Source organism: Streptomyces sp. NPDC048696 (assembly GCF_043198895.1).
GTDB lineage: Bacteria > Actinomycetota > Actinomycetes > Streptomycetales > Streptomycetaceae > Streptomyces.
On sequence record NZ_JBICVJ010000032.1, the window covers coordinates 18,266 to 43,497 of the forward strand.

Sequence of the window (25,232 nt, forward strand, 5' to 3'; positions counted from 1 at the left end):
CCCCGCGGGTCAGTTGGGGACGACGAGGTCGCCCAGGGCCTGCCAGCGGTCGAGCGCGCCCTGCGGCGAGTCCGCCGTGAACAGGGCGTGGCCCAGCCGTGAGCGGCAGTCCTCGACGCCGGGGATGGTCTCGCCGGGCGCGAAGTACACCGAGGTCTCGGTGACTTCGGGCAGCGCCGCCATCTCCTGCCAGCCGGTCAGTTCGCGGTAGGACGAGCGGCCCTCGGCGGCGAAGAAGCGGATGCCGGCGCTCTTGGCCTCGGGCTCGGTGAAGACTCCGGCCTCCTCGAAGCCGATACCGAGGCCGGCGGCGATGGCCACCTTGGGCAGGCTCACGCCGGTGACCAGGCGCAGCAGTTCCACGATCCGGTCGCCGGGCAGCCGGGCGCCGATCTCGATGAGGACCGGCCCGTCGGCGGCGATCCGCAGCTCGCAGTGGAACGGGCCACTGGTGACGCCGACGGCACGCACGACATCGCACACATACGTCTCGACGGCCGCCAGGGTCGCGTCGTCGACCTGGGCCGGGGTGAGGTGGCCCATCTCCATGAAGTCGGGCTCGGGGCCGAGCAGCGTGCGGGTGAGCGCGACGACCTTCACCTCACCGCTGTCCAGGACATAGCCGTCGGCACTGAACTCGGGGCCCTCGACGTACTCCTCGACGAGCACCCGGTGCTCGTGCAACTGGCCCATGTCCGGGACGGGGTCGGTGACCAGGCGCTGGAAGGCGGCGGCGAGCTGCCCCACGTCGTCGGCCCGGCTGACGTGGATGCTGCCGGAGCAGGCCACCGGCTTCATCACACAGGGGAAGCCGACGTGCTCGGCGGCCGTACGGAGCTCGTCCTCGGTGGTCGCCTGGGCGAACCGCGGCGTACGCAGCCCGGCCTCGGCCACGGCGGCCCGCATCACGCTCTTGTCCCGGACGCGGTCCACGCTCTCCACGGGCAGACCCGGCAGGCCGAGCGCCGCGGCGACGCGCGCGGTGGCCGACACATAGATGTCGGAGCCCGGCAGCACCGCCTCGAACGGCTCCTGCCGGTGCAGTTCGAGCACCGCGGCTTCGAGCGCGGACTGGTCGTTGGTCTCCACCGTGAGGACCGACTCCGCCGCGCCACGCACGGCGTCGGAGAGCCGACGGTCACCGGAGTCGGCGGAGGCGACGACGACCCGCAGACCCATCTCGGCGGCGACGCCGATGAGGGTCGCACCTCCGGAGGAAGCGGGTTCGACCACGACGACGCGCGCGGGACGGAGTGAATCTATGCGAGGCAAGGCGAAATCTCTCGGGTCAGAGGTGAGTCGGGCCGGCCTTGTGGGCTGAACAGGCCCGGAGAACCGGTTGTTTCCCCGGCGGGACGGGCATCGGAGCCGCTTGTGTGACTCGCCTTGATCTTTCTATCCGGGAGGCTTGATCTCGGTCAATGGCTGACGGGAAGAATGTGCGCGCCATGCGATGTGAGCCGCACAACTTCCCGCGCGCCGTCTGGTTTTGGGTGATTTCATACGGTGAATGGGGGTGCGGGGCGCGCCCTGCGACATACGCCGACGCCCCTCGCTCCCCCGGCCGACCGGCTTGAACGCGACTGTGCTCCGGCGCCTGTTCTGTCGGCGTCGGAGCACAGTCGGGTGGGGCGAACCGTCCAGGCGGGGCGGTCAGCGCACGGTGACGTTGAAGACGGGCGAGGCCGTGCTGCCGCTGACGATGCGCAGGTCGTTCTTGCCCTTGATGCCGAGCTTGACGCCCAGCGAGTAGGAGCCGCCGCGCGCGACGGGCGCGGAGGCGGGCAGGGTGACCCACTTGGCGCCCTGCTTCTGCTGCAGGGTCACCTTGGCGCCCGCCTTGAGGCCGGTCGTCGTGCCGGTGACCCGGAACAGCTGCCACGCCTTGACCGAGCTCACCGAAGGCTTCGCGCTGATGGTGGCCTTGACGGCGGGGGCCTTCTGCGCGACGGACGTGGTGGGGGCGGCGGCCGGGGTGGCCGCCATCGCGGCGGTGCCCGCCAGGGCGACGGACACGGCGCCGATGACAGCGACGGCGGCGATACGCAGGGAGTGGCGCTTGGTGACGGTCATGGATGTCCCTTTCCAAGGCAGAGTTCTGAATTGGCCGCCATGGCGCGATATTTGCCATTGGCGCCCTTCTCACCTGAAAAGACGATCCATCACACGAATGCGTTGTAGGCGCATTGTCACTGTCTTGCAACAGCCACCTACCCCTCACGCCTCAACCGGCACTGCGCACCGGAGACGGGTTCAGGCGCGCAAAGCCTTCCTGGCGCTCGTACGGGAAGTAGGGGTAGGGCGCGGGCTTGTGGCTCGCGGTGTCGAGGCGGGCGATCTGATCGGCCGTCAGGGACCAGCCGACGGCGCCGAGGTTCTGACGGAGCTGGTCCTCGTTGCGGGCGCCGATGATGACGGAGGAGACGGTGGGGCGGCTCAGCAGCCAGTTCAGGGCGATCTGCGGCACGGTCCTGCCGGTCTCCTCGGCGATCTCGTCGAGCGCGTCGACGACCCGGAAGAGGAGCTCGTCCTCGACCGGCGGGCCGTAGTCGGCCGTACGGTGCAACCGGCTCTGGGCGGGCAGCGGTTGACCCCGGCGGATCCCGCCGGTGAGCCGCCCCCAGCCCAGTGGGCTCCAGACCACGGCGCCCACGCCCTGGTCCCGGGCGAGCGGCATGAGCTCCCACTCGTAGTCGCGGCCCACGAGCGAGTAGTACACCTGATGCGCGGAGTACCGCTGATAGCCGTACCGGTCGGCGACCGCCTGCGACTTCATCAGCTGCCAGCCGGAGAAGTTGGAGACCCCGGTGTAGCGGATCTTCCCCGCTCGTACGAGGTCGTCGAGCGCGGACATCACCTCCTCGACCGGGGTGCCCGCGTCGAACGCGTGGAGCTGGAACAGGTCGAGGTAGTCCGTGCCGAGGCGGCGCAGCGCGTCCTCGACGGCCTTGATCAGGCGCGAGCGGGAGGTCCCCGCGTCCATGGGCCGCTCCCCCATCGGCAGTCCGGCCTTGGTGGAGACGATCACCTGGTCGCGGCGCCCCTTGATCGCGGCGCCGAGCACCTCCTCGGAGGCGCCACCGGAGTAGACGTCGGCGGTGTCGAACATCGTCACCCCGGCGTCCAGGGAGACGTCCACCAGGCGCCGCGCCTCCTGGGCGTCGGTGTCGCCCCAGGCGCCGAAGAGCTCCCCGCGCCCGCCGAACGTACCGGCACCGAAGCTCAGCGCCGGAACCATGAGCCCGGACGTTCCCAGCCTTCTGTATTCCATGGCGAATTCCCCTCCGTAAGCAGTCAGTCGTGAGCAGCCAGCGCGTTAACGGTTTTGCAGTTCCGTTAGGGCGCGGCCTCAACGTAGCAGAGCAGATCGCTTAATGGAATTGCTGTCCCATTACTGGTTCGACGGACGCACCCCGCCGCTCCCGACGTCACCCGGTCACCGCGACGCAGCACTCTGGCCACTCCTGGCGCTGCTTCCCGCCTCGTCGGCGCCCTATGGTGAACCGTCATATGCGTCCGCCCAGAGGGGAACTGATGGTGCGTAGGACCAGATTCATCCGGCATGCCGCCGTGGTCGCGGCGGCCCTCCTGCTCTCCGCCGGGGTCGCCCCGGCGGCCTTTGCCGACGGCGTCACGGCCCGGCCGGACCCGGTCGCGGTGCAGCTCGACGCGTACTGGACCGCGGCCCGCATGGCGGCCGCGCTGCCCGGCGACGCCGGCAAGGGCGCCCCGGCCGGGCCGTCCACCCGGGCCGTCACCCCGACGGTGGACGGACCCCGGCCCGGCGAGTACATCCCGCCCAGCCACAGCTTCGACGGCATCCCGCAGGCCGGGACGTTCTTCTGGACGGACGCCACCAACACCGGGCGCACCTGCAGCGGCTCGGTGGTGCGCAGCCCCGGCCACAACCTCGTGCTCAGTGCCGGACACTGCCTCAACGGCTACTCCGGCACCTCGCCCAAGCGCCATCTCGCCTTCGTGCCGCAGTACCACGACGGGCTCAAGCCGTTCGGCACCTTCCCGATCAGGAGCAACGGCGTCTACGTCTCGCAGGAGTACTACGACCTGGGCGCGCACGCGGGCGCGGAGTACGACTTCGGGTTCGCCGTCACCGAGCCCAACCAGGACGGGACGCGCCTCCAGGACGCGGTCGGCGGGGTCCGGCTGCTGACGGGAACGGGCTACTTCCACGCCCCCGTACGCATGATCGGGTATCCGGGAGGGGCGCAGAAGCCGCTCGAATGCTGGAGCTGGACCACCAAATGGGCCAGTGACGACCCGGCCGACCCGGGCACCTTCCCCCGTATCGCCTGCGACGCGTTCGTGGGCGGGACCAGCGGCGGGCCGATGCTGGTGCCGACCTTCGACGGCTGGGGCGTGATCGGGGTCATCGGCGGCTACCACACCGGCGGCAACACCCCGCAGATCTCCTACAGCGCGTACTTCGGCGACGCCACGCGGGACCTGTACCGCGACGCCGTAACCGACGCGCCACCGGCGGGCCCGGCCGCCTGAGCGGCGGGCCGTCACAGGGAGTGAGGGTTCAAGATGCGGCCGTACTCCCCGGCTGATTCGCTGGCTCTGCCCGCTCTCCCCAGATCCGAGGAGTGATCATGAGCGTTGCAGGAGAATCCCGCGAACGAGCCCAGCAGATGCGCGACAAGGCGCAGCAGCTCAACGACGCGGCGGAACGCGCCACCGACCCGGAGCAGCGCAAGCGCCTCCAGGAGAAGGCGCGCCGCATCGAGCAGCAGAGCGAGAAGGAGAGCGGCAGCATGGGGCGCGAGAACATCGACCCCATGTAACCGGTCGTACGCCACCGAGCCGGGGGTGTCCGGCTGCGGTGGCGAGGCGGCTTGTGCCCTCGCTCGCACCACGCGCGCGAGGGCACCGGCACGCCGGGGGCCATGGCCGTCGACCTGTCCGAGCGCGCCTCACGCGCGCGAGGGCACCGGTCCCCTGGCGATCAACTCCCGCCCACGCGCACACTGGGTCCCGTCCAACACCGTTGAGGGGGAACCGAGATGGGGCACAGGCGGGACGGCAACGGCCAGGTGGGCGGCGACTACTCCAGCCCCGGAGACCCGGGCAACCCCGTCCCCGACGACCACGACGACACCGGCGACGACACGCCCGACGACGAGGACTAGGGCTGTCCGGGGCTGTGATGGACGCGGCCACGCTGCGCGCCCGGTGCGCGGTGAAGATAGCGGCACGGAAGGTCGGTCACTTCCATGACCGCCCTTGGCTGTACGAGGCGTTCGTGACCGTCCCACGGGAGCACTTCGTCCCCGATGTGGTCTGGTGGCCGGTCCAGAACGACGACGGCCTCTTCCCGGTCCTCGACCGCGGCGCCGACCCCGACCCGTGGCTGAAGGCCGTCTACGACCCCCGCACCCCCCTCATCACGCAGATCGCCGACGGTGCCGTGCGCCCCGAGGACGGGCCCACCGACCGCACCGACTTCACCAGCTCCATCTCGTGCGCGGCCGTCGTGGTCGACATGCTCCACCACCTCGACCCGCAGGAACCGGACACGGTCCTGGAGATAGGCAGCGGCACCGGCTACAGCGCGGCGATGCTCGCCCGCCGGGTCCGCGCCGACCGTCTCGTCACGGTGGAGATCAGCCCCGAACTCGCCGACCACGCCGAGCGCAAGCTCCATGAACTGGGCGTGCTGCCGCTGGTCGTCACGGGCGACGGCGAGCAGGGCTGGGCCGCCCGCGCGCCGTACGACCGCGTCCTGTCCACCGTCGCGGTGCGCCGCGTCCCCCAGGCGTGGCTCGACCAGACGAGGGCGGGCGGCGTCATCCTGACACCGCTGGACACCCCGTTCGGCCACGAGGCGCTGTTGCGGCTGGTCGCCGACGGGCACGGCGGCGCCGACGGCCACCTCGTCACGGGCGTCTCCTTCATGAAGACCCGCGCCCAGCGCCCCCGGCGCCCGTACGCCGAACTGGGCTGGCCCACCTGGACCGAGTACCGCGTCACCGTCCGCGACGGCACCCAGCGGATCTGGGCGCCGCGCGAGTGACGGGACCGAGAGCCGGACCGGCTCAACCCGAGACGCTGGCCCGCCCGTTCTCGATGTGGCCCATCAGGCGTCGCCGGAAGCCGCCCGAGCGGTCGGCGGTGATCTCCAGGTCGTACCAGCCATGCGCGTCCGCGGCCGAGTGCGCGATGGTCCGCGTGCGGCCCGGCTTGACGGTGATCGTCCGGGTCCAGTCGCGCAGGTCGGACTCGTCGGCGTAGCCGAGCGGGCGGACCGAGAAGGTCACCGTGGTGGTACCGGTGTTGCGCAGGGTGAGGTGGAGGTCGCGGTGGTCGGAGTCGACCCGCGAGGTCACCTCCGGGCCGGTCGCCGTCGCGGCTCCTTGGAACTCCCGCCGGAAGCCGTTGGGGCCGGTGACGGTGAAGTGGTAGGTGCCATCCACGAGTTGGGCGAGTGGCACACTCCACTCGCCCCGTCCCCTCACGTCCTTGTGCTGGGGCACGGTGAATTCCCTGGCGTACGGGTAGAGCGCGAAGTGGGCGCTCGCGCGGCCGGTGTTGGCCAGCTCCACCTTCAGCGTGCCGTCCGCCACGCGCGCGTACGCGTCCGGCTGGTACGGCAGCGGACGGGCCGGACGCACGCCCTCCTCCTGGACGGGCATGTGCTGCACGGCCGGGGGCAGCGGACGCCAGCGGTCGCCCATCGGCGGGATCGGGCCCGGCCGCGTCACCTCGGGGCGGCGCCGGGTGCGGGAGAAGTCGAACGCCGAGGTCAGGTCGCCGGTGACGGTGCGCCGCCACTGGCTGATGTTGGGCTCGCGCACCCCCGTCCACTTCTCCAGGAAGCGGATCACCGAGGTGTGGTCGAAGACCTCGGAGCAGACGTAGCCGCCGACGCTCCACGGCGAGATCACGAGCATCGGCACGCGCGCGCCCAGGCCCGTCGGCTTGCCGTCCCACTGCTCCTCGGCGACCTCCGGCGGAGCCACCGGCGGCGGGACGTGGTCGAAGAAGCCGTCGTTCTCGTCGTAGTTGAGCAGGACGACCGTGTGCCGCCAGACGTCGGGGTTGCGGCCGAGCGCGTCCAGGACCTTGTAGACGATCGTGGCACTGTGCACCGGTGAGGAGACGCTGGGGTGCTCGGAGTCGAGCGCGGACGGCACCAGGTAGGAGACCTCCGGGAGGGTGCCCGCCGCCACGTCCTGCGCGAAGGACTCGGCGAGCGTGCCGGTCGGCACACGGCGCAGCCCCCGCTCGAACAGGCTGCGTTCGGCCTTGGTCAGGGTGGCGACGCCCTGCTCCAGGAGGCCGAGCAGCCGCGCCCGCTCGGCGTTGTCAGTGGTGTCGCGTACAACGGAGTAGAAGGACTCCATGTACGTGTGTCCGCCGGTCTTGGCGAGGGCCTTGCGGGCGATGGCCTTGAAGGTGGTGAAGAACTCGATCTGGTTGTCGGTGAAGTTCTCCCATTCCGTGTACGTCTTCCAGCTGTGCCCGGCCTTCTCCAGCCGCTCGGCGTACGTGCCCCAGCCGTATCCGGCGTGCTTCCCCTCGTCATAGGCGTCGTTGCCGACGGCCCGCTTCCCGTTGGCCTCGAACCCGGTCTTTCCGCTCCAGAGGTGGTTGCGGTTGGGGCTCGTCGAGGAGTGGATGGACGAGTGGTAGGCGTCGCAGACGGTGAAGGTGTCCGCGAGCTCGTAGTGCAGGGGGATGTCCTGGCGGTCGTAGTACGCCATGGTGGCGGAGGTCTTGGCGGACACCCAGTTGTCCATCCAGCCGCCGTTCCACGCCTTGGCACCGCCGCTCCAGGAGTGGTCCAGGGCACCTATGTACTGCAGGTCCTTCTTCTGCGCGGCGGCGGCGCCGCCTACCGGGAAGGGCAGCACGGTGGTGCCCAGCGGCCCCGGCTGTTCGAACACCGGCCTGCCGCCGGGCAGTCGCAGCGCGTTGCGGTCACCGAAGCCGCGTACGCCGCGCAGGGCGCCGAAGTAGTGGTCGAACGAACGGTTCTCCTGCATCAGGATCACGACGTGCTTGACCGCCCGGAGCCCGCCGGACGCCGGCTCGACGGCCATCGCGGCCTGGAGCGACGGCGGAAGCAGCGAACCCGCCGCGACCGCCCCCATGGCGCCGCCGCCGAGGGCGAACAGGCGTCGCCGCGAAATGCCGGTGCCCGCGCCGTCCGTGCCGTCTGCGATGTCCGTGGTCAAGGGGTCCTCCTGGGCCGTACGTGGTGAGGTGCTACGACCGCGACGCTACTGACGTGCGATGTCCGGGAGAAGACCGGGTGCCGGATTGCCGGTGAACGTCCACAGGTCCGTACCGGAAGTCCAAGGGGTGCCGGGGCCGAGCCCCGAGGATCACGGCTGCCACCGTCCGCCCCCGTCCACCGCCCGCCCGCCGTGCGGCCACGGCCGGTTTCCGGGCCGTTGTCAGACCCCCCGTCTACGCTCCTCACCATGACCGAATTCGTACTTGTGGCAGGCGCTTGGCTCGGGTCCGGCGCATGGGAGGACGTGGCGGCGGGGCTGCGCTCGGCCGGGCACGGCGTGCATCCGCTGACGCTGTCGGGTCTCGCCGAGAAGCGGGGCGTGCCGGCCGGGCAGCAGACGCACGTCCAGGACATCGTCGACGAGATCGAGCGCCTCGATCTGCGCGACGTGGTCCTGGTCGGGCACAGTTACTCGGGCATCCCCGTCGGTCAGGCCGCCGAGCGGATCGGCGACCGGCTTACCCGGGTGGTGTTCGTCGACTCCAACATCCCCACCGACGGCGAGTCGTTCGTCTCCCGCTGGCCCGAGTGGCGCGCGGCCCTTGAGGCCTCGATCGCGGAGAACGGGGGCTTCTGGCCGCCGCTGCCCGCGTCCGAGTTCGAGGGCCACGGCCTCGACGAGAAGCAGATCGCCCGGATCCTGGACGGTGTGACGCCCCATCCGGGCGCCTCGCTGACCGAGCCGGCGGTGCTGACCCGTCCGCTGGGCGAGCTTCCGGCGACGTACGTCAAGTGCCTGCTCGACGGCGCCGAACCGACCGGCGATGTCGCCGAGCTGCTGACCAGCGAGCACTGGCGGCTGGACACCCTGGACACCGGGCACTGGCCGATGTTCTCGCAGCCGCGCGAGCTGACCGCGATCCTGCTTGAGGCGGCCGGTTCGCCCGCGTGAGCCGGAGCTGCGAAGCCCCCGGGAACGAGGAACGGGGTGCGCTCGATGGACTTCTCAAGAGCGCCCCCCACACCCCTCAGACACGGAAGGCGTCGACATAGCGGCGCGGATCGCGCCGCAGGTCCCCGTCCCAGCGTTCGGCGCACTGTTCGGCGAAGGTCTTTCCGGTACGCAGCACCTCGTCCAGCGGGTCGAGGTAGTCCAGCACTTCGGGCGCCTCCAGGCCCGTGTCCACGCGTGCCCGCAGGCCCGCCCGGGCCAACCTGACCAGTTCCAGGGCGAGTTCGTCCATGCGGTCCTTGCCGAGCAGCGTGCGCAGCCCTTCGGCGGGCAGCCTCGCCGTGGCCGCCGCGTGCTCCGCCACGGTGTAGTGCCTCAGGAGCTCCCAGGCCGCCTCCCGTGACGGCGGGTGGTAGCTGAGGCCCACCCACAGCGCGGGCACGGCCGGGATGTGCCGGTACGACGGGCCGTCCGCCGCGCGCAGCTCCAGGGTCCGGCGTGGCCGCACATGCGTCCAGACCTGGGTCAGATGGGAGACCCAGTGGTCGAAGGTCGGCATGAGTCCGTCGTCGAAGCCCTGCTCCACGATGGTGGCGAACGGCCGCTGCGGCGCCGTCCGGTAGCGCCCCTCCGCGTCCACGTAGTAGATCATCGGGATGCCCAGCGCCCAGTCGATGATGTCGTCGACGCTCACATCACCGCCCAGCGCGGGCCGCAGCAGGCCACAGCGCTGCGGGTCCACCCACAGCCAGTCCCGCGAACGCTGCGAGAGGAGCCCGTTCAACTGACCGCCGTGGAAGGGCGAGTTGACCAGCAGGGCCGCGACGACGGGCGACGCGGCCGCCTGCATCCGCAGCTTGCGGGTGAAGTCCTCGTCGGAGAGGTAGTCGAGGTGCACCTGGGTGCTCATCGCCAGGGTCAGGATCTCGGGTGCGTAGCTGCCGACCGAGCCGATGCGGCTGAAGTGCCGACGCATCACCCTCCCCCGGCTCATCGGCACCCAGGAAATGGTGTCGACCCGGTCGAACGGGAAGCGCGAGCCGGGCACCAGCGCCCAGCCGAACCGCCCGGCGAGCTCGCTCAGACGCTCCAAGGACGCCCGCATGTCGGCCACCGCGCCGGTGACGTTGGCGGCCGGGACCGACGAGTACTCGATCTGGCCGCCGTGCTCCAGCGTGATGCGCACGCCGTCCGGCAGTGCCACGCCGGTCAGTTCACCGGCATCGTCCTCGGGTTCGCCGTCCCATTCGTCGAGCATGGCCTCCAGGACGGCCTTGACTCCGTTCTTGCCCGCATACGGGGCGGCTCGCCCGGTATCCGGATCCACGAGCCCGCTCTCCACTTCCAGCCCGACGCTTTCGGAGGTGTCCGTCGGCCGGGCGAACAGTGATCGGAGCTCGTCGCGCTTCAGCTGGTCGGTGCGCACAGCAGCCCTCCCGCTCGTCGTCCGCTCACAGCGTGGATGACCCGGCGTCGGCCAGCAACAGGGCAGTCCCGGACACCGACTCGTCCCACCCCACTGGGTGTTTTCCGTCCCGGTGTTGAGCGTGCCGCTCGGCTTTTGCGTACTGGGGTGAATGAGTCACCTCGATGGAGAACGTGCCTTGCCCGGGCGCCGCCGACTTCGGGTACGCGAGTGGGTGCCCACCCGGACCGCCCTACGGGCCCGCACCCGGCCGGCCGTCGCGATCACGGCGTTCGCGGTCCTCGTGGCGAGCGCTCCCGCGGCACAGGCCGCCGATCCGTCGGCGGGTCGGCAGACGGCTGCGACGGCCACCCTGCGGGGGCTGCGGCGTGGAGCCTTCGACCGGGCCGTCATCCACGGGCGCGACAGGAACGCGGTCGTGCCCGCCGGGCTGCTGCTGATGGACATCGACGGCGGCGGCACCCTGGAGACGTACGGGATCGACCTGCGCGACTCGACCCGGACCGGGGCCAGATACCGGGAGTCCGCCACCGGCGCGACGCCGCTGACCACCAACCCCGACGCCGGCCGGATCCGCTGGCTCGCGCAGAACTCGTTTCCGCAGACCGGCGACCTCACCGAGCTGGCCAGGCGAGCCGGTCTGACGTCCCCGCTGAGCGCTGCCCAAGCGGCCGCCGGAACCCAGGTGGCCATCTGGCGCCTCGCGAACCACGTCGAGGTCGACGCGACCGACCCGCAGGCCGACCGGTTCGCCGACTGGCTGCGCGACCAGGCGCAGAGTGTGGACGAGCCCTCGGATCCGCTCAGCCTCGACAACGCGACGGTGTCCGGCAGGCCGGGAGAACGGCTCGGCCCGGTCGTCGTGCGCACCGCACCGGGCGGCCGGGTGACCGTGACCCCCTCCGGTGAGTTGACCGGCCAGAACGTCACGGTCGTCGACGCGGCGGGTCATCAGGTCAGCGGTGACGTGGGCGACGGCAGCACCCTTTTCTTCGAGGTGCCTTCCGCCGCGTCGGACAGCGGCGGCACGGTGACCTTCCGTACGACGGCACCGGGTCTCGTCGGCCGCGTGTTCACCAGCGAGGGCAGCCAGTCCCAAATCGCCGCCGGGGCGAGTGAGTTCACCACCACCGCACAAGCCACCGTGTCCTGGGCGGCATCCGGCCCGGCCCCGGCCCCGTCGCCGTCTCCGAGCCCGACCGCGTCGGCCGGGGCGGCGAACGGGTGCGCCGGAGCGGGCGCGCCGGGTTGCCCCACGCCCGGCGCCGACAAGGGCTCGGCGGGGCGGGGCCTGGGCTCGGCCGTGACCCGTGACGCCTTCGTGCAGACCGCCCTGTCCAGGACCAACTCGCTCATCGGGGGCGCGGTGTTCGTGCTGATGGGCGCCATGGTCTTCGTGCTGCGCCGACTGCGGCTGCGGTGAGACGGACCGGTGGGCACTGAACATTCCGCGCTCCCGCACCGTATGGCTCCCCGAGTCGAGTCGTCCCCCAGGGCAGGAGGCCACCCGCATGTCACTCACGCGCCGCGCGTCACGCGCCTGGGCCGCGTTCATCGCCGCATTGGTGCTGCTCGGCGCCGGGTATCTCGTGGCCGACCGTTCGTCGGGCGGCCGAGCCCTGGCGGGAGCGGCGTCCCCCGCGGGTCCGCGGGGGAGCGACGGTTCGTCCGGCGACTGGCGGAACTGGGACGCACGCCAATGGCTGCGCCGGGCCGGTGACTTCATCAACCCGGTGATCGACGGCGTATGGGGTGCGGACCGGATGCGCGCGGCGCGGGGGTGGAACAACACGATGGGCGCGGGAGTCGCCGACGCCCAGGGCGTGTCGGACCCGGCGCCCTCGCCCGTACCGGCCCAGCCGGAGAACCATCCCTACCGTGAGCACGCCGCCGCCTCCGGCAAGATCTTCTTCGACACTCCGCAAGGGCCCGCCGTCTGCTCCGGCACCGTGGTGCACGACCCCGCGCATCCGGGGCGGTCGAACCTCGTATGGACGGCCGGTCACTGCGTCCACGCGGGGCGCGCCGGGGGCTGGTACCGCAACGTCGTGTTCGTCCCCGACTTCAACGACAGCGCGGACCCCGGGCGCACCGGCACCCGGGGGTCCCTGGCGGCGCTCGCCCCGCTGGGCACCTGGTGGGCCGACTGGGCCGAGACCTCGCCCGAGTGGATCAGTACGGGCGCCGCGACCGGCGGCGCGGGGGCGCCGTTCGACTTCGCGGTCTTCCATGTACGCCAGGCACGCGGGATCACCGGCTCGCTGGAGGAGACGATCGGCACCGCCGCCCCGCAGGTCGACTTCGACACCTCGCCCACACGCAACACGGTGCCGGTCGGCGTGTGGGGCTATCCGGCCCGCGAACCCTTCGACGGTTTCTCGATGTTCCGCTGCACCGGCCCCGCCGGACGGCTCTCCGTGGCCGACGACCAGCCGTCGTTGTACCGCGTGGGCTGCACGATGAACGGCGGCGCCTCCGGCGGCGGCTGGCTCACCCGCCGCGCGGACGGAAGGCTCGCGCTCATCTCCAACACGTCCATCGGCCCGACTCCGGCCGTCTGGCTGGCCGGACCGCGACTGGGACCGGAGGCCAGAAAGGTCTTCGACACGGTCAGCGCACGGTTCGCCGGCGGCTGAGCCACCCTCGCCCCCCAACACCAGCCACCCCACTTCAGGAGGAACCTTTGCGGCGCATCGTCTTTTCCGGCACCGGCCTCGTCGTGGTCGCACTGATGGCGACCATCGCCGCGCTGGCCTTCCCGATCTGGTCGTACGCCGACCGGTCCGGTACCGGCCTGGCCAACCTCAACGCCAGTACCGTGCCGACCCGTTGGGGACCGCTGTCCGCCGCCGACCGCGACTTCGTCGCCCGGGTGCGCCTCGCCGGGCTCTGGGAGATACCCGCGGGGCAGCAGGCCATCGAGCGCGCCCCCACCGCGGCGGTCAAGACGGCCGGCGAGCATCTGGTCCAGGGGCACACCTTCCTCGACGCGCGCGTACGGGAGGTCGCGGCCCAGCTGAACATGGAACTCCCCAGCCAGCCCAACGCCTTGCAGCAGGGCTGGCTGCGCACCCTGGCGGGCGACAGCGGAACGAAGTACGAGAGCGACTTCGCCAACTTCCTGCGCTCGGCGCACGGTCAGGTCTTCGCCCTGGTCGCCCAGATACGTGCGAACACCCGCAACACCCTGGTGCGGGAGCTGGCCGACGACGCGAACACCACCGTGCTCGACCATATGAAGGTCCTGGAGAGCACGGGATTCGTGGACTTCGACGGAATCGCCCGGGGCGCGGCCACCTCGACGGCCAGCCCCACCGGCCCGCCGCCGCCCGCCCCGGGCTCGACGCCCCCGCCGGCCGCCCCCGCCCAGCCCGGCCCGTCCGCGAGCCCACAGCAGCCGGGGGCCGCTCCTGGCTCCCCCGGCTACTGACCGGGCCGCGCGGTCAGGACGTGTACGTGAAGTCGGCCGACCCGGTCATCGTCCCGTTCACCGCGGTCGCGATCTGCACGGCCGCCGCCGTCGGCCAGGCGGGTGCGGTGAAGGTGAGCGTCGAGTCGTCGACCACCTTCACCCCGCTCGCCGGGCGGCCGCTGAAGCCGTTGGCGGTGCGGGTGCCGATGTATACGTCCGTCGTACCGGACAGCCCGGCGCCGGTGAGGGTGACGGTGTAACCGCCCGCCTTCGGGCCCGTGGCGGGGGACACCTTGGTGATGGTCGCCGGGAGCTGGGTGAGCTTGTCCGTCGTCTCGACGAAGCGCGCGCTCACGTAGTGGTTGCTGTCCATCGTGACCGTGAACTCGGGGGCCCGGCTGGACTGGATCTTGCCGTCGACGGTCCAGTAGTCGAGCTGGTAGCCCTGCTTCGGCGCGGCGGTGACCGTGACCTGGTCGCCCTTGTCGAACAGACCGGTCGCCGCGGGCGTCACCGTACCGCGCTCGGGGTTGTCGGGCGCGGCCGTGAGCGCGTAGCGGGCCGGGGCCGTACCGCCCGACGGCGTACGGTAGTTGGCGAGCACGGGGCCGGTGAGGTTCATGACGCGTACACAGTCGGCCGGTTGCGGCTCGCCGAGCGGCACACCGCGTGGGGCGTTCTCGTAGCTCTGCTTGAGGTTGGAGAACCAGAGCTTGGTCTCGCAGCGGTCCTCGCTGGCGCAGGCCATCGTGTAGCCCATGATGTCGGTCCAGGTGCGGCTCTTGGGCAGGAAACCGTGGTTGTCGGGGTAGTACGGGTTGAGGTTGCCGGGCCGGTATCCCTTGGCGGTGGAGTCGATGGGGTCGGTGAGGTAGTCGTGGTTGAGACCGAAGTTGTGCCCGATCTCATGGGCGAGGTGGTAAGTGCCCAGGGTGTCGGACTGCTGCGCGCCGAAGGCCGCGTGATCCGTGCTGTACGAGGGGTCGGCGCCCGGGATGAGACGGACCGGCGAGGGTGTGTTCGCGGTCCCGGCGGTGTACACGGTGCCGGGAGCGGGAGTGAACTGGGTCAGTACGTGCAGCAGATCCGCGCCCTTGTCGTCGCGCGTCTTGCGGGCGTCGACGGCGAACGCATCGGAGTATCTGCTGTCCTTCGGGTCGGACAGGGCACTGGTGATGCCGCCCGTGTCCCCGGCGGAGCCCGTCCACTCCTTGGTGGTGAAGGTGCCTGCCAGGTTGAGCCGGGCCGTCACCGTACTGGTGGCGTAGGCGGTGTTCGTCCCCTCCACGGCGGCCTTCACCTTCAGGTCGAGCGCCGCCACGCCACCCTTGGTGTTGCGGACCGTCTGCGGTGTGTACCCGATCAGCAGGTCGATGACGGGCGCGCTGATCGCGGCACGCGGTCGCGGCTGCGGCGGGGGGAGCTCCGTGCGGGGACCGGCCGGATCCGCGACGCGTACGACGTCGTCCTGCAGCAGGCTGCGCCGGTTCACCGGGAGCTCGCGGACGGTGGAGGCACCGGCCCGGTCGGCGTCGATGCTGTATTCCGTACGGCCCAGGTGCACCTCGCCGGCCACCCGGGGCACACCGCGCCCGCAGGCGCCGTCCACCGCCAGGGTGACGGGCTGGTCCGGGCGGCCGACGATGTGGCCGGACCACAGGAGGGTGCCCTCCCGGTCCCGCGAGACCCGGTCGGCCACCGCGTCCACCCGGATGTCGTCGAACAACCGCAGGGTCCGGCGGTCGGGCCGCGTTCCCTGCCGGGCGCACACCGCGCCGAAAGCGCCCGCCGCCCAGTCGATACGGCCCGTACGGGACACACCGGGCGTTGCGGCGCCGGTCCGGTGGGCCCCGGTGGCGGCCGCCGCCCCGACAGCCGGGGCGGCGACGACGGGCGGCACGGTGGACATCAATGCGGCGGCTGCCATGAGTGCAGCGCCGGATAACTGCCTGGGACGGGGCACGCTGAGGTCGCCTCGGGACGTCATCGACACGATCACGCCCAGACTCGGCCAGGACCGCCGGCCCGGCGCGGTGGCGGCGACCGGACGAGTGGCGACCGGATGGAGCAGAGCGCGCCGGTCCCGCCCGCCCGGGACCGGCGCGGCCGTCAGACCAGGTCGGCGGCGATGAGCAGATACTGGAAGCTGCCGTCCTTGTAGGCGCTGAGGAAGGCGTCCTCGATGCCGGTGGCCAGCGGGGAGCGGGCGCGCAGCTCCCAGTACGGGATGGTGGCCTGGGTGAGGTCGAGCACGCTCACCGGGACCAGGCGGTTGGCCGCCATCTCCTTGAAGTAGGCGCTGCGCGGGTGGATGTTGCAGATGTAGTGGGCGTTGATCTCGCTCACGGCCCGGGACGGCAGCCCGTAAGCGTCGTTGTAGCAGCCGGTGATGGTCACATAGCGGCCGCCGTGTTCGAGCATGCGCGCGTACTCGGGAAACAGCACCGACAGATCCACATACATGGTGCTCTCGTTGTTCCAGATGGCCCGGAAGCTGTTGGACTCGAAGCCCGTGTCGATCATGTTCTTCAGATGGAAGCGCACCTGGTCGGACACGCCACGGTCCTCGGCCTGGCTGTTGGCGAAGGCGACCTGGGTCTCGGAGATGGAGATGCCGTCGACGCGGCAGCCGAAACGCTGGTTGGCGACGAAGCTGCTGCCGCCGCGCCCCGAACCGGAGTCCAGCAGCCGGTCGTCCGGGGCGATGTCACCGAGGTTGGTCATGAGCACATCCGCCTGTGCGCATTCCAGGCGGTGCAGCTCCTCGGTGATCCGCTTCTCGCGGGTCTCCTCGGGCCCCTCCAGGACGGACCAGTCCACGGAACCGATGCCGTAGTGGTGGTGGTAGATGCCGTCCACCTCGCCGAGGCGCAGGTTGACGGGGTTCTTCTCACGGTTCCAGTACTCGGCCACGGACTTCTGGTAAGCACTGGCGAGGAACGGGGCGGGGGTGTTGGTGTCCTGAATCGTCATAGTGGTTCTCCTGATGTGCGACGCATCTGTGGTGTCATACGTACGTCGTGCCCCGCGCGCCCCGGGTCATACGCCGTGGTAGCGGGGGCTCGTGGCGTGCCACTCCTTGCTGCCGCCCATCCAGGCCCACAACCCGGCCAGATAGCGCCGCAGTTGGGGCGAGCCCGCCGCGCCGAGGAGGGCGCACTCGGCTTCCACCGTGTGCATCAGCTCGTCGTGGAGGGCGGCCGCCTTGTCGACCGCCTCCTGGAGCGAGCACTGGTCCTCGGCGGCGATGAGGTTGGGCAGGTTGGTGTCGGTCGGGTCTTCCTTCGCCATCGAGTACAGATCGTTGAGCAGGACGTTGGCCGTGCCCGCGTACAGATAGGTACGGCGCACCCGTGCGTCGGCGAACTCGTGCGCGGGCAGTTCATAGCCGCCCACGGGGTCGATGAGGACCATGCAGGGGTAGAAGGCGTTCTCGTAGCGGTGCAGCAGGTACTCCCACACCGCGGGCCGGCGGCCCGAGTTGCGCCACTCCCCCTCCTGTCCGTATCCCACGAACATGACGGCGAGTTCGTGCCGCAGTCGGGCCACCTGGGTGGGGCTGGCGATCAGTTCCAGGTGGGCCAGGCAGGAGCGGAACGCCCGCAGTACGGGTTCCTGATCGACGACCGCCTCGAAGTTCGGCAGATACCGGGCCGGGAGGCGGACCGGGTCGACCACCGCGTGGGCCATGGCGAGGCGCGAACCGAGCAACTCCGGTTCGGTGTTGTCCCCTTCGTCCACCCAGTGGTCGTCCACGGCCCATTCGGAAAGACCGCACCGGGCTGCGGTCAGCAGCCGGTCGGGGTCGTCGCAGTCGGGGTGCGCGAGCATGAACAGCCGCCCGAAGTTGTGCGAGCGCAGCCGTTCGAGGCGCCCCTGGAAGATCCCGATCTCCTCGGCCCAGTCGACCAGGCGCTCGTTGACCTCCTGGGCGAGCGCCGGATCGTCGCGGACCGCGTCGGGACAGTAGAGCGGTGGTACGCGGACCGAGGATTCGGTGGAATCCGAGTGCGCGGGGGTGGGAGACGGGTCGGTGGCGCCGGCAGGGATTCGGTCCACGTCGCTCGGCGAGCGCGGGACGAACAGCCGGGCGGCCGAGGTACCCAGCCCCGTGGGACCGGCGAGGAAACCGTGCAGCGCCTCCGTCCCGGCGGCTGCCGCGTCGTGTACGGGGGCAGGTGCGGGCGGGCGGGACAGCGTCGGCGGCCCGTCCCACCCGGGCACGCGGGCACCGCTGAACTGGAACATGGAGCTTCTGCCTTTCCGCAGACGGCCGGCCGAGGAGGAGCGCTTGATCAGCCGCGCCAGCGGCTGACTTCGACGTTCTCCAGCACGCCGAGCGCGTCCGGCACGAGGATCGCGGCCGAGTAGTAGGCGGTGACCAGGTAGGAGATGATGGCCTGCTCGTCGATCCCCATGAAGCGCACCGACAGGCTGGGTTCGATCTCGTCCGGGATCCCGCTCTGGCGCAGTCCGATCACGCCCTGCTCGTCCTCGCCCGTACGCATACAGATGATCGACGTCGTCCGCTCCGGCGTCACCGGGATCTTCCCGCACGGGAAGATCGGCACCCCGCGCCAGGTAGGGATGCGATTCCCGTTCACGTCGATCGACTCCGGCACCAGACCGCGCTTGTTGCACTCCCGGCCGAACGCCGCGATCGCCCGGGGATGCGCCAGGAACATCTTGCTGCCCCGCCGCCGCGACAACAGCTCGTCCATGTCATCCGGAGAAGGCACCCCGTCATGCGGCTGCAGCCGCTGACCGTAGTCACAGTTCGCCAGCAACCCGAACTCCCGGTTGTTGACCAGCTCGTCCTCCTGCCGCTCCCGCAGCGCCTCCACCGTCAGCCGCAACTGCTGCTCCGTCTGGTTCATCGGCTGGTTGTACAGATCCGCCACCCGCGAATGAACCTTCAAAACCGTCTGCGCCACCGACAGCTCGTACTCACGCGGCGCGCCCTCATAATCCACATACGTGTGCGGGATGACCGGCTCGCCCACATGCCCGGACGCCAGATCGATCGCCGCCTCCCCGTACTTGTTCGTGCGCTGCTGCGGCACCAACGCCACCGCCGCCAGATGCTCATGCAGCGACGCCGCCCGCTCCGCCAGGTTCAGCACATCCGCGCGCCTGAGCACCAGCACCGTGCACGCCGTCGCCGCCCGCGCCGTCGCGTCCCACACCGCCTCGCCGGACACGAGTGCCTGCTCACCCAGATACGCCCCGTCCGCCAAAACGCCCAGGACCGCCTCGTCCCCGTACGGGCCGGTCCCGATCCGCTCCACCCGACCGTGCGCCAGCAAAAACACCGCGTCCACCGGGTCACCCGCCGCCGCCAGCACCTGCCCCGCCGCGAACTCCCGCTGCTCACACCGGCTCGCCAACTCCCCCAGCGCCGCCTCGTCCTCGTAATCCCGCAGCGCCGGCAGCTCCCCCAGCTCCGCCGGGATCACACTCACCCGCTCACCCGTCTGCACGAAGGTGACCTTCCCGTCACCCACCGAGTAGCTCAGCCGCCGGTTCACCCGATACGTACCGCCCTGCACCTGCACCCACGGCAGCATCCGCAGCAACCACCGAGAGGTGATCTCCTGCATCTGAGGAACAGACTTCGTGGTGGTCGCCAGATTCCGCGCCGCCGCCGTACCAAGACTCTGCTGCGCACGGTTCTCGGACGCTGCCTCGACCGACATGTGATTCCCTCTCGATCATTCGATCATTCACCGCAGTCTTTCTGCCCGCCCAGCGTGGCAGGAGGTCGGCAGCCCAACCATTACCCGAAGGACTTACCTACGGACAGGCCGTTCGAATGGGGAACAAGGCAGCGGAGACGATTCAAAACAGAACTCCCGGTGAATTGGCGGGATTTCAGCGATCAGCGGGAGGCTCCGGCGCGAATTCATCGAATTCACGCACGCCCCGAGATTTTCGGTCATCGCCGGAGTGCGTATTCTCGCCATACCACGAAACGCCGACGGATACACCTGCCACGGTGACTCGTGTAGGGGATGAACGAGGGCTGGACCCCTGACAGGTGTAGCCTTCCATTTCAGGTCAAAGAGTGACACGAACACGTCAGCTCCCTGCGGAGCACACCCTTCCGCCACAACTGTGGTGCGAGAGTCACGGGCGAGGCACCAACCCGGTGCCGATGGATGAACTACCTGACCCAAGGAGTTGTTCGTGGGGAAGAGAGTCACCACGCTTCTCGCGTCCGCCACCCTCGCCACCATGGCACTGGTCGGCCAGGCGAGCGCGACACCTCTGCACCACAGCCCTTCGGCCACCACCGGTAAGTCGGCGCACGCGCGCGCCGATTCGACCCAGATCCGCTATGCGCCGTTCACGCTCAACCACAACGAGTCGATCAGCTCCGACACGGCCCGACTGGTGATGCAGTCCGACGGCAATCTCGTTGTCTACGACGAGTTCAACCGGGCTCGCTGGGCTTCCAACACGGTCGGCCAGGGCTGGACCGCCAGCTTCCAGACCGACGGCAACTTCGTCGTCTACACCCGTTCCAACCGCCCGGTGTGGGCCTCCAACACCGACGGGCGACCGGGCTCACGCCTGGCCGTCCAGGACGACGGCAACGTGGTCATCTACGACGGCAGCCGCGCGGTCTGGGCCTCGGGCACCAACCACTGAGCGACGTCCCCAGCTCCTGGCAGGCCGGGCCCCGCACGGGCCCGGCCTCGCCGGTACGAGCACCCGCCCGCCTCATACCGTCAGCGTCACCAGAGGGCAGCCCGCGAACGTCTCCCCCCGGTCCACGACCTCGGTGCCCAGACGTGGCCGGGCCATCGACTCCCTGAGGTGTCCGAGGACTTCGGCCCAGCGGGCGTCCGAACGGGCGACGGGCCGCGCGATGCCGTCGAGGTCGATCAGACACGGCACCAGACCGCACCGGCCGATCCCGTCGTCGTCGAGCTCCACGAGGGCGACCGCGGTGATACGGGTGCTCGGGTGGAACGGGAAGGCGGCACTGTCCGGGCGCGGGTAGAAGCCGTACTCGCCGAACGCCTCCACCAGCTCGGCCGGGCTCGCACGGTCGATGTCGAACCCGGCGGCCCGCAGGTCGTCGGGGAACCGGGGCATGTCGAACACGATGTGCCCGAGCCCGTAGAACACCGGTGTCCCGCCGATGAACTCGGCGCCCCGCAGGGCGTGGTGATGGTGGCCGAGTACGAGATCCGCGCCCGCCGCGGCGATCAGCTCCGCGCACAGCCGCTCGTGGTCGGTGATCACCCACGGCCGGGTGTGGTCGCCCCAGTGCACGCTCACCACCACCACGTCCGCCCGCGCACGGGCGTCCGTGATGGCCTTCTCGACCCGCGCCCAGTCCCCGTCGTCGAGGACCGACACCACCTTGGCCGGCACCCCGGGGCACAGACACCCCGGGACGGGCGCGGCGTAGCAGTCCTCGGCGCGCAGCGACGCCACACCCGGTGTCGCCGGTCCCGCCTGGGCGCCGACGGCCAGCACGGAGGTGCAGGCCACCACCGCGACCCGCCGCTCGCCCACCCGTACCGTGACGGGCCGCAGCGCCTCGGCCGACGACATACCGGCGCCGACCGTACGGACACCCCGCGCGGCGAGCGTCGCCGTGGTGTCGGCGAGTCCTCCGTACCCGGCGTCCATGGCGTGGTTGTTGGCCAGGGACATCACGTCGAACACCGACAGGGGCACGGCGTTGGCGGTCGCCACCACGGTCGACGCGGGCGCTCCCGGCGTCGCGCGGAAGGTGTCGGTCAGCACGCCCTCGAAGTTGCCGAAGACCAGGTCGGCGGCCGCGAGGACCGGCTGGACCCCTTCGAGAGCCCGGCCCGGATCCGTACGGTCGACCAGCACATCGCCGACCGCCGCGATGGTTCGCCTCATGTCCGCGCGATCTCCTCGGCCACCGCGTTCCACAGCTCGTGCCGGGCGGCGAGGGCGCGGCGTACGGTCGTCGCGCACTCGGACCACTTGCGCTCGTCGTCCGCGCACAGGTCGATCAGCATCTGCATCGCCATCGGGGTGTGCTGCTCGCCGTCGATGTCGATGTGCCGGACCAAGTAGTCCTTGAACGAGGTGAGTTGGGGCTGTGCGCCCTCGATGCGCAGGACGCGCTCGAACATGTCGGGGATCAGGTCCTCGCGGCCGAAGGCGAAGGCGGCCGCCTGGCAGTGCACCGGGGCGGACTCGATGATGTCCCAGGTGTGCGCGACGAAGTCGGCCGCCGCCGACGGCGCGCCGCAGAGTTTGAGCGCTTCGCCCACCGGGGCGCCGCCGCGCAGCCGCTCGATGAACGTGTCGATCGGGGCGGTGTCCGCGCCGGCCTCGGTCATTGCCGTGAGGTAGAGCTCGAAGTGGCTCAGATGGCCGTCGCCGATCTCGTCGCTCTCCTCCGTCAGGACGATGTCGTTGATCAGCCGCCGACTCGTCGAGGGACCCTGCGGCACCCAGGGCACCGTGACACAGGTGAGCTCCCGCTGGAGGCTCTTGAGCAGGGACATGAAGTCCCAGACGGCGAAGGCGTGGTGCTCCATGAAGACGCGGATGCGGTCAAGCCGGTCGAGGTCGTGGTACATCCGGTGGTTCACGATCGCCTCCCGGTCGGGGGTGATCGCCTGTTGCAGTCCGGTGAGTCCCGGGTGGGTGCGGTTCCAGTGGTAACGGTCGGACATCATGTTCGGCTCCGATACGGAAGACGGGTGGTGGTGAGGGTGTTCAGCCGCGTACGGATCTCGCCGAGCGCCGAGCGCCAGGTCTCGGCGTCGTCGATCGGCAGTCCGAGCCGGGCCAGTTGTGCGTCGGGCGAGGCCGTCGCGCCGGACCGCAGGAACGCGGTGAAGGCGGCGCCGAAGGCGAGCGGGTCGCGCCGGCGCAGCCGGTGCAGCCCGAGGGCGGTCAGTCCCGCGAAGGGGTAGGCGTAGTTGTAGAAGCGGCCCTGGAAGAAGTGCGGGATACGCATCCACTCCAGCCGTTGCAGCGCGCCGGGGGCCAGGGCGGTGCCGTAGCAGTCGCGGTGGACCTGCTGCCACAGATCGCCCAGCGTCTCGGCGTCGAGCACCCGCTCCGCACCGCGCAGGTCGTACGTGGCCTGCTCGAACGAGGTGATCATGGTCTGCCGGAACACGGTCCGCATACAGCGCTCGATCCACTGCGCCTCGGCGTCGGCCGCCTGCGCGGGGTCGCCGTCGACAGCGAGCCAGTCGAGCACGGCCAGTTCGGCGAAGCACGCGGGCACTTCGCCCAGCGCGGTCGGGGCGTCGAAGACGAGGGTAGGCTGGGCCTCGGCGGCCAGGACGAAGGCGACCGCGTGGCCGAGTTCATGCGCCAGGTCGAGCAGATCGGCGGGCCTTCCGCCGAAGCTGACGAGGACGAAGCAGGTCCGCTCGGAGGGGACGGGCAGGGAGAAGGCGCGGGAGACCCGTCCGGGGCGGGGCACGGTGTCGATACGGCCTTCCTCGACGACGCGCCGGGCGACGCGGGCGATCTCCGGCGAGATCCGCGCGAAGGCCGCGAGCACCGTCTCGATCGCCGCCGCCAGCGTCATACGCCCGGCTCCCGGCAGCGGAGCCCGTTCGTCCCAGGCGGCCAGTGAATCCACCCCGAGGAGACGGGCCTTGTGCGTGAACCAGCGCTCCGCGAGGCCGTGTTGGAGCGTGATCTCGGTCAGCATGCGGTCGACCGTCGTCGAGTCGAGCCGGTTGTCGAAGTCGCTCATCGCGCGCGGCCGCGCGAGCCCCCGGAGCCGGTCCACCGCCAGCCGGTCCGCGACCAGGGTGTCGTAGGCGAGCGCCAGCGTACGGGCGTGCGGTGCGAGGCCGCGTACCAGCGCGTCGTAGGCGGACCGGCGGACGGCGGGATCGGTGTGGGTGAGGTCGGCCCAGGCCTGGTCCAGGGGCGAGAGCAGCCGGTCGTGCAGCAGCCCCCAGGCCTGCGCCAGCGGCTCGCGCGCGGCCAGCGCCCGCTCCTGGGCCTCGGGCAGTGGGCGCGCCCTGGACTCGCGTGCGCTGAGCAGCAGATGGCGGTAGGGCGCCAGAGCGGGCGCCGCGAGCAGCGCCGCCACCCGTTCGTCGGACAGCGCCTGCCATTCCGTGTCGAAGAAGCGCAGGGCGTCCTCGACGGATTCGGCGACCGCGTCCGCTCCGGCGGCGAGTTCCGCGCCCTTCTGGCCGAAGACGTCGAGGCTCTGGTGCAGTGCCGCGTAGGCGACGAGATGCGTCAATCCGGCCCGGGCCTGGCCGAGTTCGGCCAGGAGGCGGGACAGGTCGTGCGCCCCGAGGCCGCCGACCCGGCCGCGCCAGCGCTCGGCGCACCCCCTGGCCCGGGCGGCGACGGCGGGGCCCGTGGGCGGCGGCGCCAGTGTGGACAGATCCCACTGCATGGCCCGCTCAGCCCTTCGGCCGTATCGCGCGCATCGAGAAGAGCAGCGGCAGCTCGCCCTCGATGTGCGCCGGCAGCCAGTACCCGCCATCCTCGCGCTGCTCCAGATAGGGCAGCACCGGGAACCAGGCGGACGGGAACTCATGGACGAACTCCAGCCGCAGCCCCGCGTCGATGACGCTCGTCACGATCGCGCCGAGCGAGTGCGCCCAGGTGAACCCGGACTCGACGACGTCGTCATCGGCGTTGGTGTACGTGCCGTGGAGCTCATGGGCGATCGGCTGCACACGGTCGAAGTACGGGTAGCGGACGACGGGTTCGCGCACATCGTCGTCGAAGTCGAGGACGTGCAGGACCGGGTGGTACTCGGCCACGTAGAGCACTCCGCCCGGGGCGAGGAGGCGGGCCGCCGCCTGGGCCCACCGGCGGATGTCCGGCAGCCACACGACCGAGCCGAACGAGACGTAGACGATGTCGAACCGGCCGTCGAGGTCGTCGGGCAGCTGGTAGATCTCCGCGCACCGGAAGTCGGCGTCCAGACCTGCCGCGTCCGCGATGCCGGTCGCCTGTGCGACGGCGGCGGGCGAGAAGTCGACGCCGGTGACGTGTGCGCCGCGCCGGGCCCAGCTGAGGGTGTCGAGGCCGAAGTGGCACTGGAGGTGGATCAGGGAGCGCCCGGAGACCTCGCCGAGTTCATCGAGCTCGAACGGCCGCAGGGTGCTGCCGCCCTCCAGGAATCCCTTGACGTGGTAGTGGTCGCTGCCCACGTGGAACCCGGTCCAGTTGTCCCACAGACCGCGGTTGCGCTCGATGCAGCGGTCGGCGTCGGCGGGCGCCAGGGTGGTGACGCGCGGTGTACGCATCG

22 protein-coding genes are annotated in these 25,232 nt (G+C 70.8%); 9 read left to right on the top strand and 13 right to left on the bottom strand.

The genetic code is table 11. The annotated features are described in order from the left end of the window. Positions 1-9: 9 nt before the first annotated feature. From ACGFRG_RS35670 to ACGFRG_RS35680, 3 genes are all read right to left on the bottom strand, one after another. On the bottom strand, positions 10-1,233 hold the full coding sequence (locus tag ACGFRG_RS35670) for an ATP-grasp domain-containing protein (RefSeq protein WP_393270791.1): 1,224 nt from the start codon (positions 1,231-1,233) through the stop codon (positions 10-12). A 420-nt stretch (positions 1,234-1,653) separates the two neighbouring features. After that, the gene (locus tag ACGFRG_RS35675) at positions 1,654-2,073 is read right to left on the bottom strand and encodes a hypothetical protein (protein ID WP_393270793.1); all 420 of its coding nucleotides are present in this window, start codon (positions 2,071-2,073) and stop codon (positions 1,654-1,656) included. A 151-nt stretch (positions 2,074-2,224) separates the two neighbouring features. Then, the gene (locus ACGFRG_RS35680) at positions 2,225-3,271 is read right to left on the bottom strand and encodes an aldo/keto reductase (RefSeq protein ID WP_393270796.1); all 1,047 of its coding nucleotides are present in this window, start codon (positions 3,269-3,271) and stop codon (positions 2,225-2,227) included. A gap of 266 nt (positions 3,272-3,537) precedes the next feature. Between ACGFRG_RS35680 and ACGFRG_RS35685 the strand changes: the two genes are divergently transcribed. The 4 genes from ACGFRG_RS35685 (at position 3,538) to ACGFRG_RS35700 (ending at position 6,034) form a co-directional block, all read left to right on the top strand. Further along, on the top strand, positions 3,538-4,515 hold the full coding sequence (locus tag ACGFRG_RS35685) for a trypsin-like serine peptidase (protein WP_393270799.1): 978 nt from the start codon (positions 3,538-3,540) through the stop codon (positions 4,513-4,515). 98 nt (positions 4,516-4,613) lie between these two features. Continuing rightward, positions 4,614-4,805, top strand: coding sequence for a DUF6381 family protein (locus tag ACGFRG_RS35690; protein ID WP_361417716.1), 192 nt, complete (start codon positions 4,614-4,616; stop codon positions 4,803-4,805). Between the two features lie 219 nt (positions 4,806-5,024). Continuing rightward, entirely contained in the window at positions 5,025-5,150 is a 126-nt protein-coding gene (locus tag ACGFRG_RS35695; protein ID WP_361417719.1) for a hypothetical protein, read from the top strand. 17 nt (positions 5,151-5,167) lie between these two features. Beyond that, positions 5,168-6,034 carry a methyltransferase domain-containing protein gene (locus tag ACGFRG_RS35700; protein ID WP_393270802.1) on the top strand — a complete coding sequence of 289 codons (867 nt, stop codon included), beginning with the start codon at positions 5,168-5,170 and terminating at the stop codon, positions 6,032-6,034. Between the two features lie 22 nt (positions 6,035-6,056). On the opposite strand, the gene ACGFRG_RS35705 is transcribed toward ACGFRG_RS35700, so the two are convergent. After that, the gene (locus tag ACGFRG_RS35705) at positions 6,057-8,153 is read right to left on the bottom strand and encodes a phosphocholine-specific phospholipase C (protein WP_393270850.1); all 2,097 of its coding nucleotides are present in this window, start codon (positions 8,151-8,153) and stop codon (positions 6,057-6,059) included. A 294-nt stretch (positions 8,154-8,447) separates the two neighbouring features. Here ACGFRG_RS35705 and ACGFRG_RS35710 point away from each other — a divergent pair, with 294 nt between their 5' ends. Then, entirely contained in the window at positions 8,448-9,152 is a 705-nt protein-coding gene (locus ACGFRG_RS35710) for an alpha/beta fold hydrolase (RefSeq protein ID WP_393270805.1), read from the top strand. 76 nt (positions 9,153-9,228) lie between these two features. Here the strand turns inward: ACGFRG_RS35710 and ACGFRG_RS35715 are convergent, their stop codons facing one another. Then, the gene (locus tag ACGFRG_RS35715; protein WP_393270808.1) at positions 9,229-10,578 is read right to left on the bottom strand and encodes a glutamate-cysteine ligase family protein; all 1,350 of its coding nucleotides are present in this window, start codon (positions 10,576-10,578) and stop codon (positions 9,229-9,231) included. Between the two features lie 214 nt (positions 10,579-10,792). Between ACGFRG_RS35715 and ACGFRG_RS35720 the strand changes: the two genes are divergently transcribed. The 3 genes from ACGFRG_RS35720 (at position 10,793) to ACGFRG_RS35730 (ending at position 14,008) form a co-directional block, all read left to right on the top strand. Beyond that, positions 10,793-12,001 carry a thioester domain-containing protein gene (locus tag ACGFRG_RS35720; protein WP_393270811.1) on the top strand — a complete coding sequence of 403 codons (1,209 nt, stop codon included), beginning with the start codon at positions 10,793-10,795 and terminating at the stop codon, positions 11,999-12,001. A gap of 88 nt (positions 12,002-12,089) precedes the next feature. Continuing rightward, complete coding sequence (locus ACGFRG_RS35725; protein WP_393270814.1) at positions 12,090-13,214, top strand: trypsin-like serine peptidase; 1,125 nt, start codon at positions 12,090-12,092, stop codon at positions 13,212-13,214. A gap of 47 nt (positions 13,215-13,261) precedes the next feature. Further along, positions 13,262-14,008: a DUF4142 domain-containing protein gene (locus ACGFRG_RS35730; RefSeq protein ID WP_361417737.1), complete on the top strand. Its 747-nt coding sequence runs from the start codon at positions 13,262-13,264 to the stop codon at positions 14,006-14,008. 13 nt (positions 14,009-14,021) lie between these two features. Here ACGFRG_RS35730 and ACGFRG_RS35735 read toward each other — a convergent pair whose 3' ends face one another. From ACGFRG_RS35735 to ACGFRG_RS35750, 4 genes are all read right to left on the bottom strand, one after another. Further along, the gene (locus ACGFRG_RS35735; RefSeq protein ID WP_393270817.1) at positions 14,022-15,917 is read right to left on the bottom strand and encodes a reprolysin-like metallopeptidase; all 1,896 of its coding nucleotides are present in this window, start codon (positions 15,915-15,917) and stop codon (positions 14,022-14,024) included. Between the two features lie 182 nt (positions 15,918-16,099). Next, on the bottom strand, positions 16,100-16,963 hold the full coding sequence (locus ACGFRG_RS35740; protein WP_361417743.1) for a geranyl diphosphate 2-C-methyltransferase: 864 nt from the start codon (positions 16,961-16,963) through the stop codon (positions 16,100-16,102). Positions 16,964-17,029: 66 nt separating this feature from the next. Beyond that, the gene (locus ACGFRG_RS35745) at positions 17,030-18,238 is read right to left on the bottom strand and encodes a family 2 encapsulin nanocompartment cargo protein terpene cyclase (protein ID WP_393270822.1); all 1,209 of its coding nucleotides are present in this window, start codon (positions 18,236-18,238) and stop codon (positions 17,030-17,032) included. 47 nt (positions 18,239-18,285) lie between these two features. Then, the gene (locus ACGFRG_RS35750) at positions 18,286-19,686 is read right to left on the bottom strand and encodes a family 2B encapsulin nanocompartment shell protein (RefSeq protein ID WP_393270825.1); all 1,401 of its coding nucleotides are present in this window, start codon (positions 19,684-19,686) and stop codon (positions 18,286-18,288) included. Between the two features lie 490 nt (positions 19,687-20,176). Between ACGFRG_RS35750 and ACGFRG_RS35755 the strand changes: the two genes are divergently transcribed. Next, the gene (locus ACGFRG_RS35755; RefSeq protein ID WP_393270828.1) at positions 20,177-20,641 is read left to right on the top strand and encodes a hypothetical protein; all 465 of its coding nucleotides are present in this window, start codon (positions 20,177-20,179) and stop codon (positions 20,639-20,641) included. A gap of 72 nt (positions 20,642-20,713) precedes the next feature. Here the strand turns inward: ACGFRG_RS35755 and ACGFRG_RS35760 are convergent, their stop codons facing one another. From ACGFRG_RS35760 to ACGFRG_RS35775, 4 genes are read right to left on the bottom strand one after another with little or no spacing between them, the layout of a single operon-like run. Next, positions 20,714-21,874: a CapA family protein gene (locus tag ACGFRG_RS35760; RefSeq protein WP_393270831.1), complete on the bottom strand. Its 1,161-nt coding sequence runs from the start codon at positions 21,872-21,874 to the stop codon at positions 20,714-20,716. Next, the gene (locus ACGFRG_RS35765; protein WP_361417758.1) at positions 21,871-22,665 is read right to left on the bottom strand and encodes a DUF3050 domain-containing protein; all 795 of its coding nucleotides are present in this window, start codon (positions 22,663-22,665) and stop codon (positions 21,871-21,873) included. Before ACGFRG_RS35765 ends, ACGFRG_RS35760 begins: the two co-directional genes overlap by 4 nt. Continuing rightward, positions 22,662-24,368, bottom strand: a complete 1,707-nt coding sequence (locus tag ACGFRG_RS35770) for a M3 family metallopeptidase (RefSeq protein ID WP_393270834.1) — start codon at positions 24,366-24,368, stop codon at positions 22,662-22,664. The genes ACGFRG_RS35765 and ACGFRG_RS35770 overlap by 4 nt, the downstream gene beginning before the upstream one ends. A 7-nt stretch (positions 24,369-24,375) precedes the next feature. After that, the gene (locus tag ACGFRG_RS35775; RefSeq protein ID WP_393270837.1) at positions 24,376-25,230 is read right to left on the bottom strand and encodes a methyltransferase domain-containing protein; all 855 of its coding nucleotides are present in this window, start codon (positions 25,228-25,230) and stop codon (positions 24,376-24,378) included. Between the last annotated feature and the right edge of the window lie 2 nt (positions 25,231-25,232).

Excerpts from the sequence above, each read along its gene's own strand:
- ACGFRG_RS35680 (WP_393270796.1), bottom strand. The coding sequence starts at position 3,271 with ATGGAATACAGAAGGCTGGGAACGTCCGGGCTCATGGTTCCGGCGCTG.
- ACGFRG_RS35750 (WP_393270825.1), bottom strand. The coding sequence starts at position 19,686 with ATGTCGGTCGAGGCAGCGTCCGAGAACCGTGCGCAGCAGAGTCTTGGT.
- ACGFRG_RS35675 (WP_393270793.1), bottom strand. The coding sequence starts at position 2,073 with ATGACCGTCACCAAGCGCCACTCCCTGCGTATCGCCGCCGTCGCTGTC.
- ACGFRG_RS35735 (WP_393270817.1), bottom strand. The coding sequence starts at position 15,917 with ATGGCAGCCGCCGCATTGATGTCCACCGTGCCGCCCGTCGTCGCCGCC.
- ACGFRG_RS35725 (WP_393270814.1), top strand. The coding sequence starts at position 12,090 with ATGTCACTCACGCGCCGCGCGTCACGCGCCTGGGCCGCGTTCATCGCC.
- ACGFRG_RS35745 (WP_393270822.1), bottom strand. The coding sequence starts at position 18,238 with ATGTTCCAGTTCAGCGGTGCCCGCGTGCCCGGGTGGGACGGGCCGCCG.
- ACGFRG_RS35775 (WP_393270837.1), bottom strand. The coding sequence starts at position 25,230 with ATGCGTACACCGCGCGTCACCACCCTGGCGCCCGCCGACGCCGACCGC.
- ACGFRG_RS35710 (WP_393270805.1), top strand. The coding sequence starts at position 8,448 with ATGACCGAATTCGTACTTGTGGCAGGCGCTTGGCTCGGGTCCGGCGCA.
- ACGFRG_RS35765 (WP_361417758.1), bottom strand. The coding sequence starts at position 22,665 with ATGATGTCCGACCGTTACCACTGGAACCGCACCCACCCGGGACTCACC.
- ACGFRG_RS35700 (WP_393270802.1), top strand. The coding sequence starts at position 5,168 with ATGGACGCGGCCACGCTGCGCGCCCGGTGCGCGGTGAAGATAGCGGCA.
- ACGFRG_RS35760 (WP_393270831.1), bottom strand. The coding sequence starts at position 21,874 with ATGAGGCGAACCATCGCGGCGGTCGGCGATGTGCTGGTCGACCGTACG.
- ACGFRG_RS35690 (WP_361417716.1), top strand. The coding sequence starts at position 4,614 with ATGAGCGTTGCAGGAGAATCCCGCGAACGAGCCCAGCAGATGCGCGAC.
- ACGFRG_RS35770 (WP_393270834.1), bottom strand. The coding sequence starts at position 24,368 with ATGCAGTGGGATCTGTCCACACTGGCGCCGCCGCCCACGGGCCCCGCC.
- ACGFRG_RS35695 (WP_361417719.1), top strand. The coding sequence starts at position 5,025 with ATGGGGCACAGGCGGGACGGCAACGGCCAGGTGGGCGGCGACTACTCC.
- ACGFRG_RS35740 (WP_361417743.1), bottom strand. The coding sequence starts at position 16,963 with ATGACGATTCAGGACACCAACACCCCCGCCCCGTTCCTCGCCAGTGCT.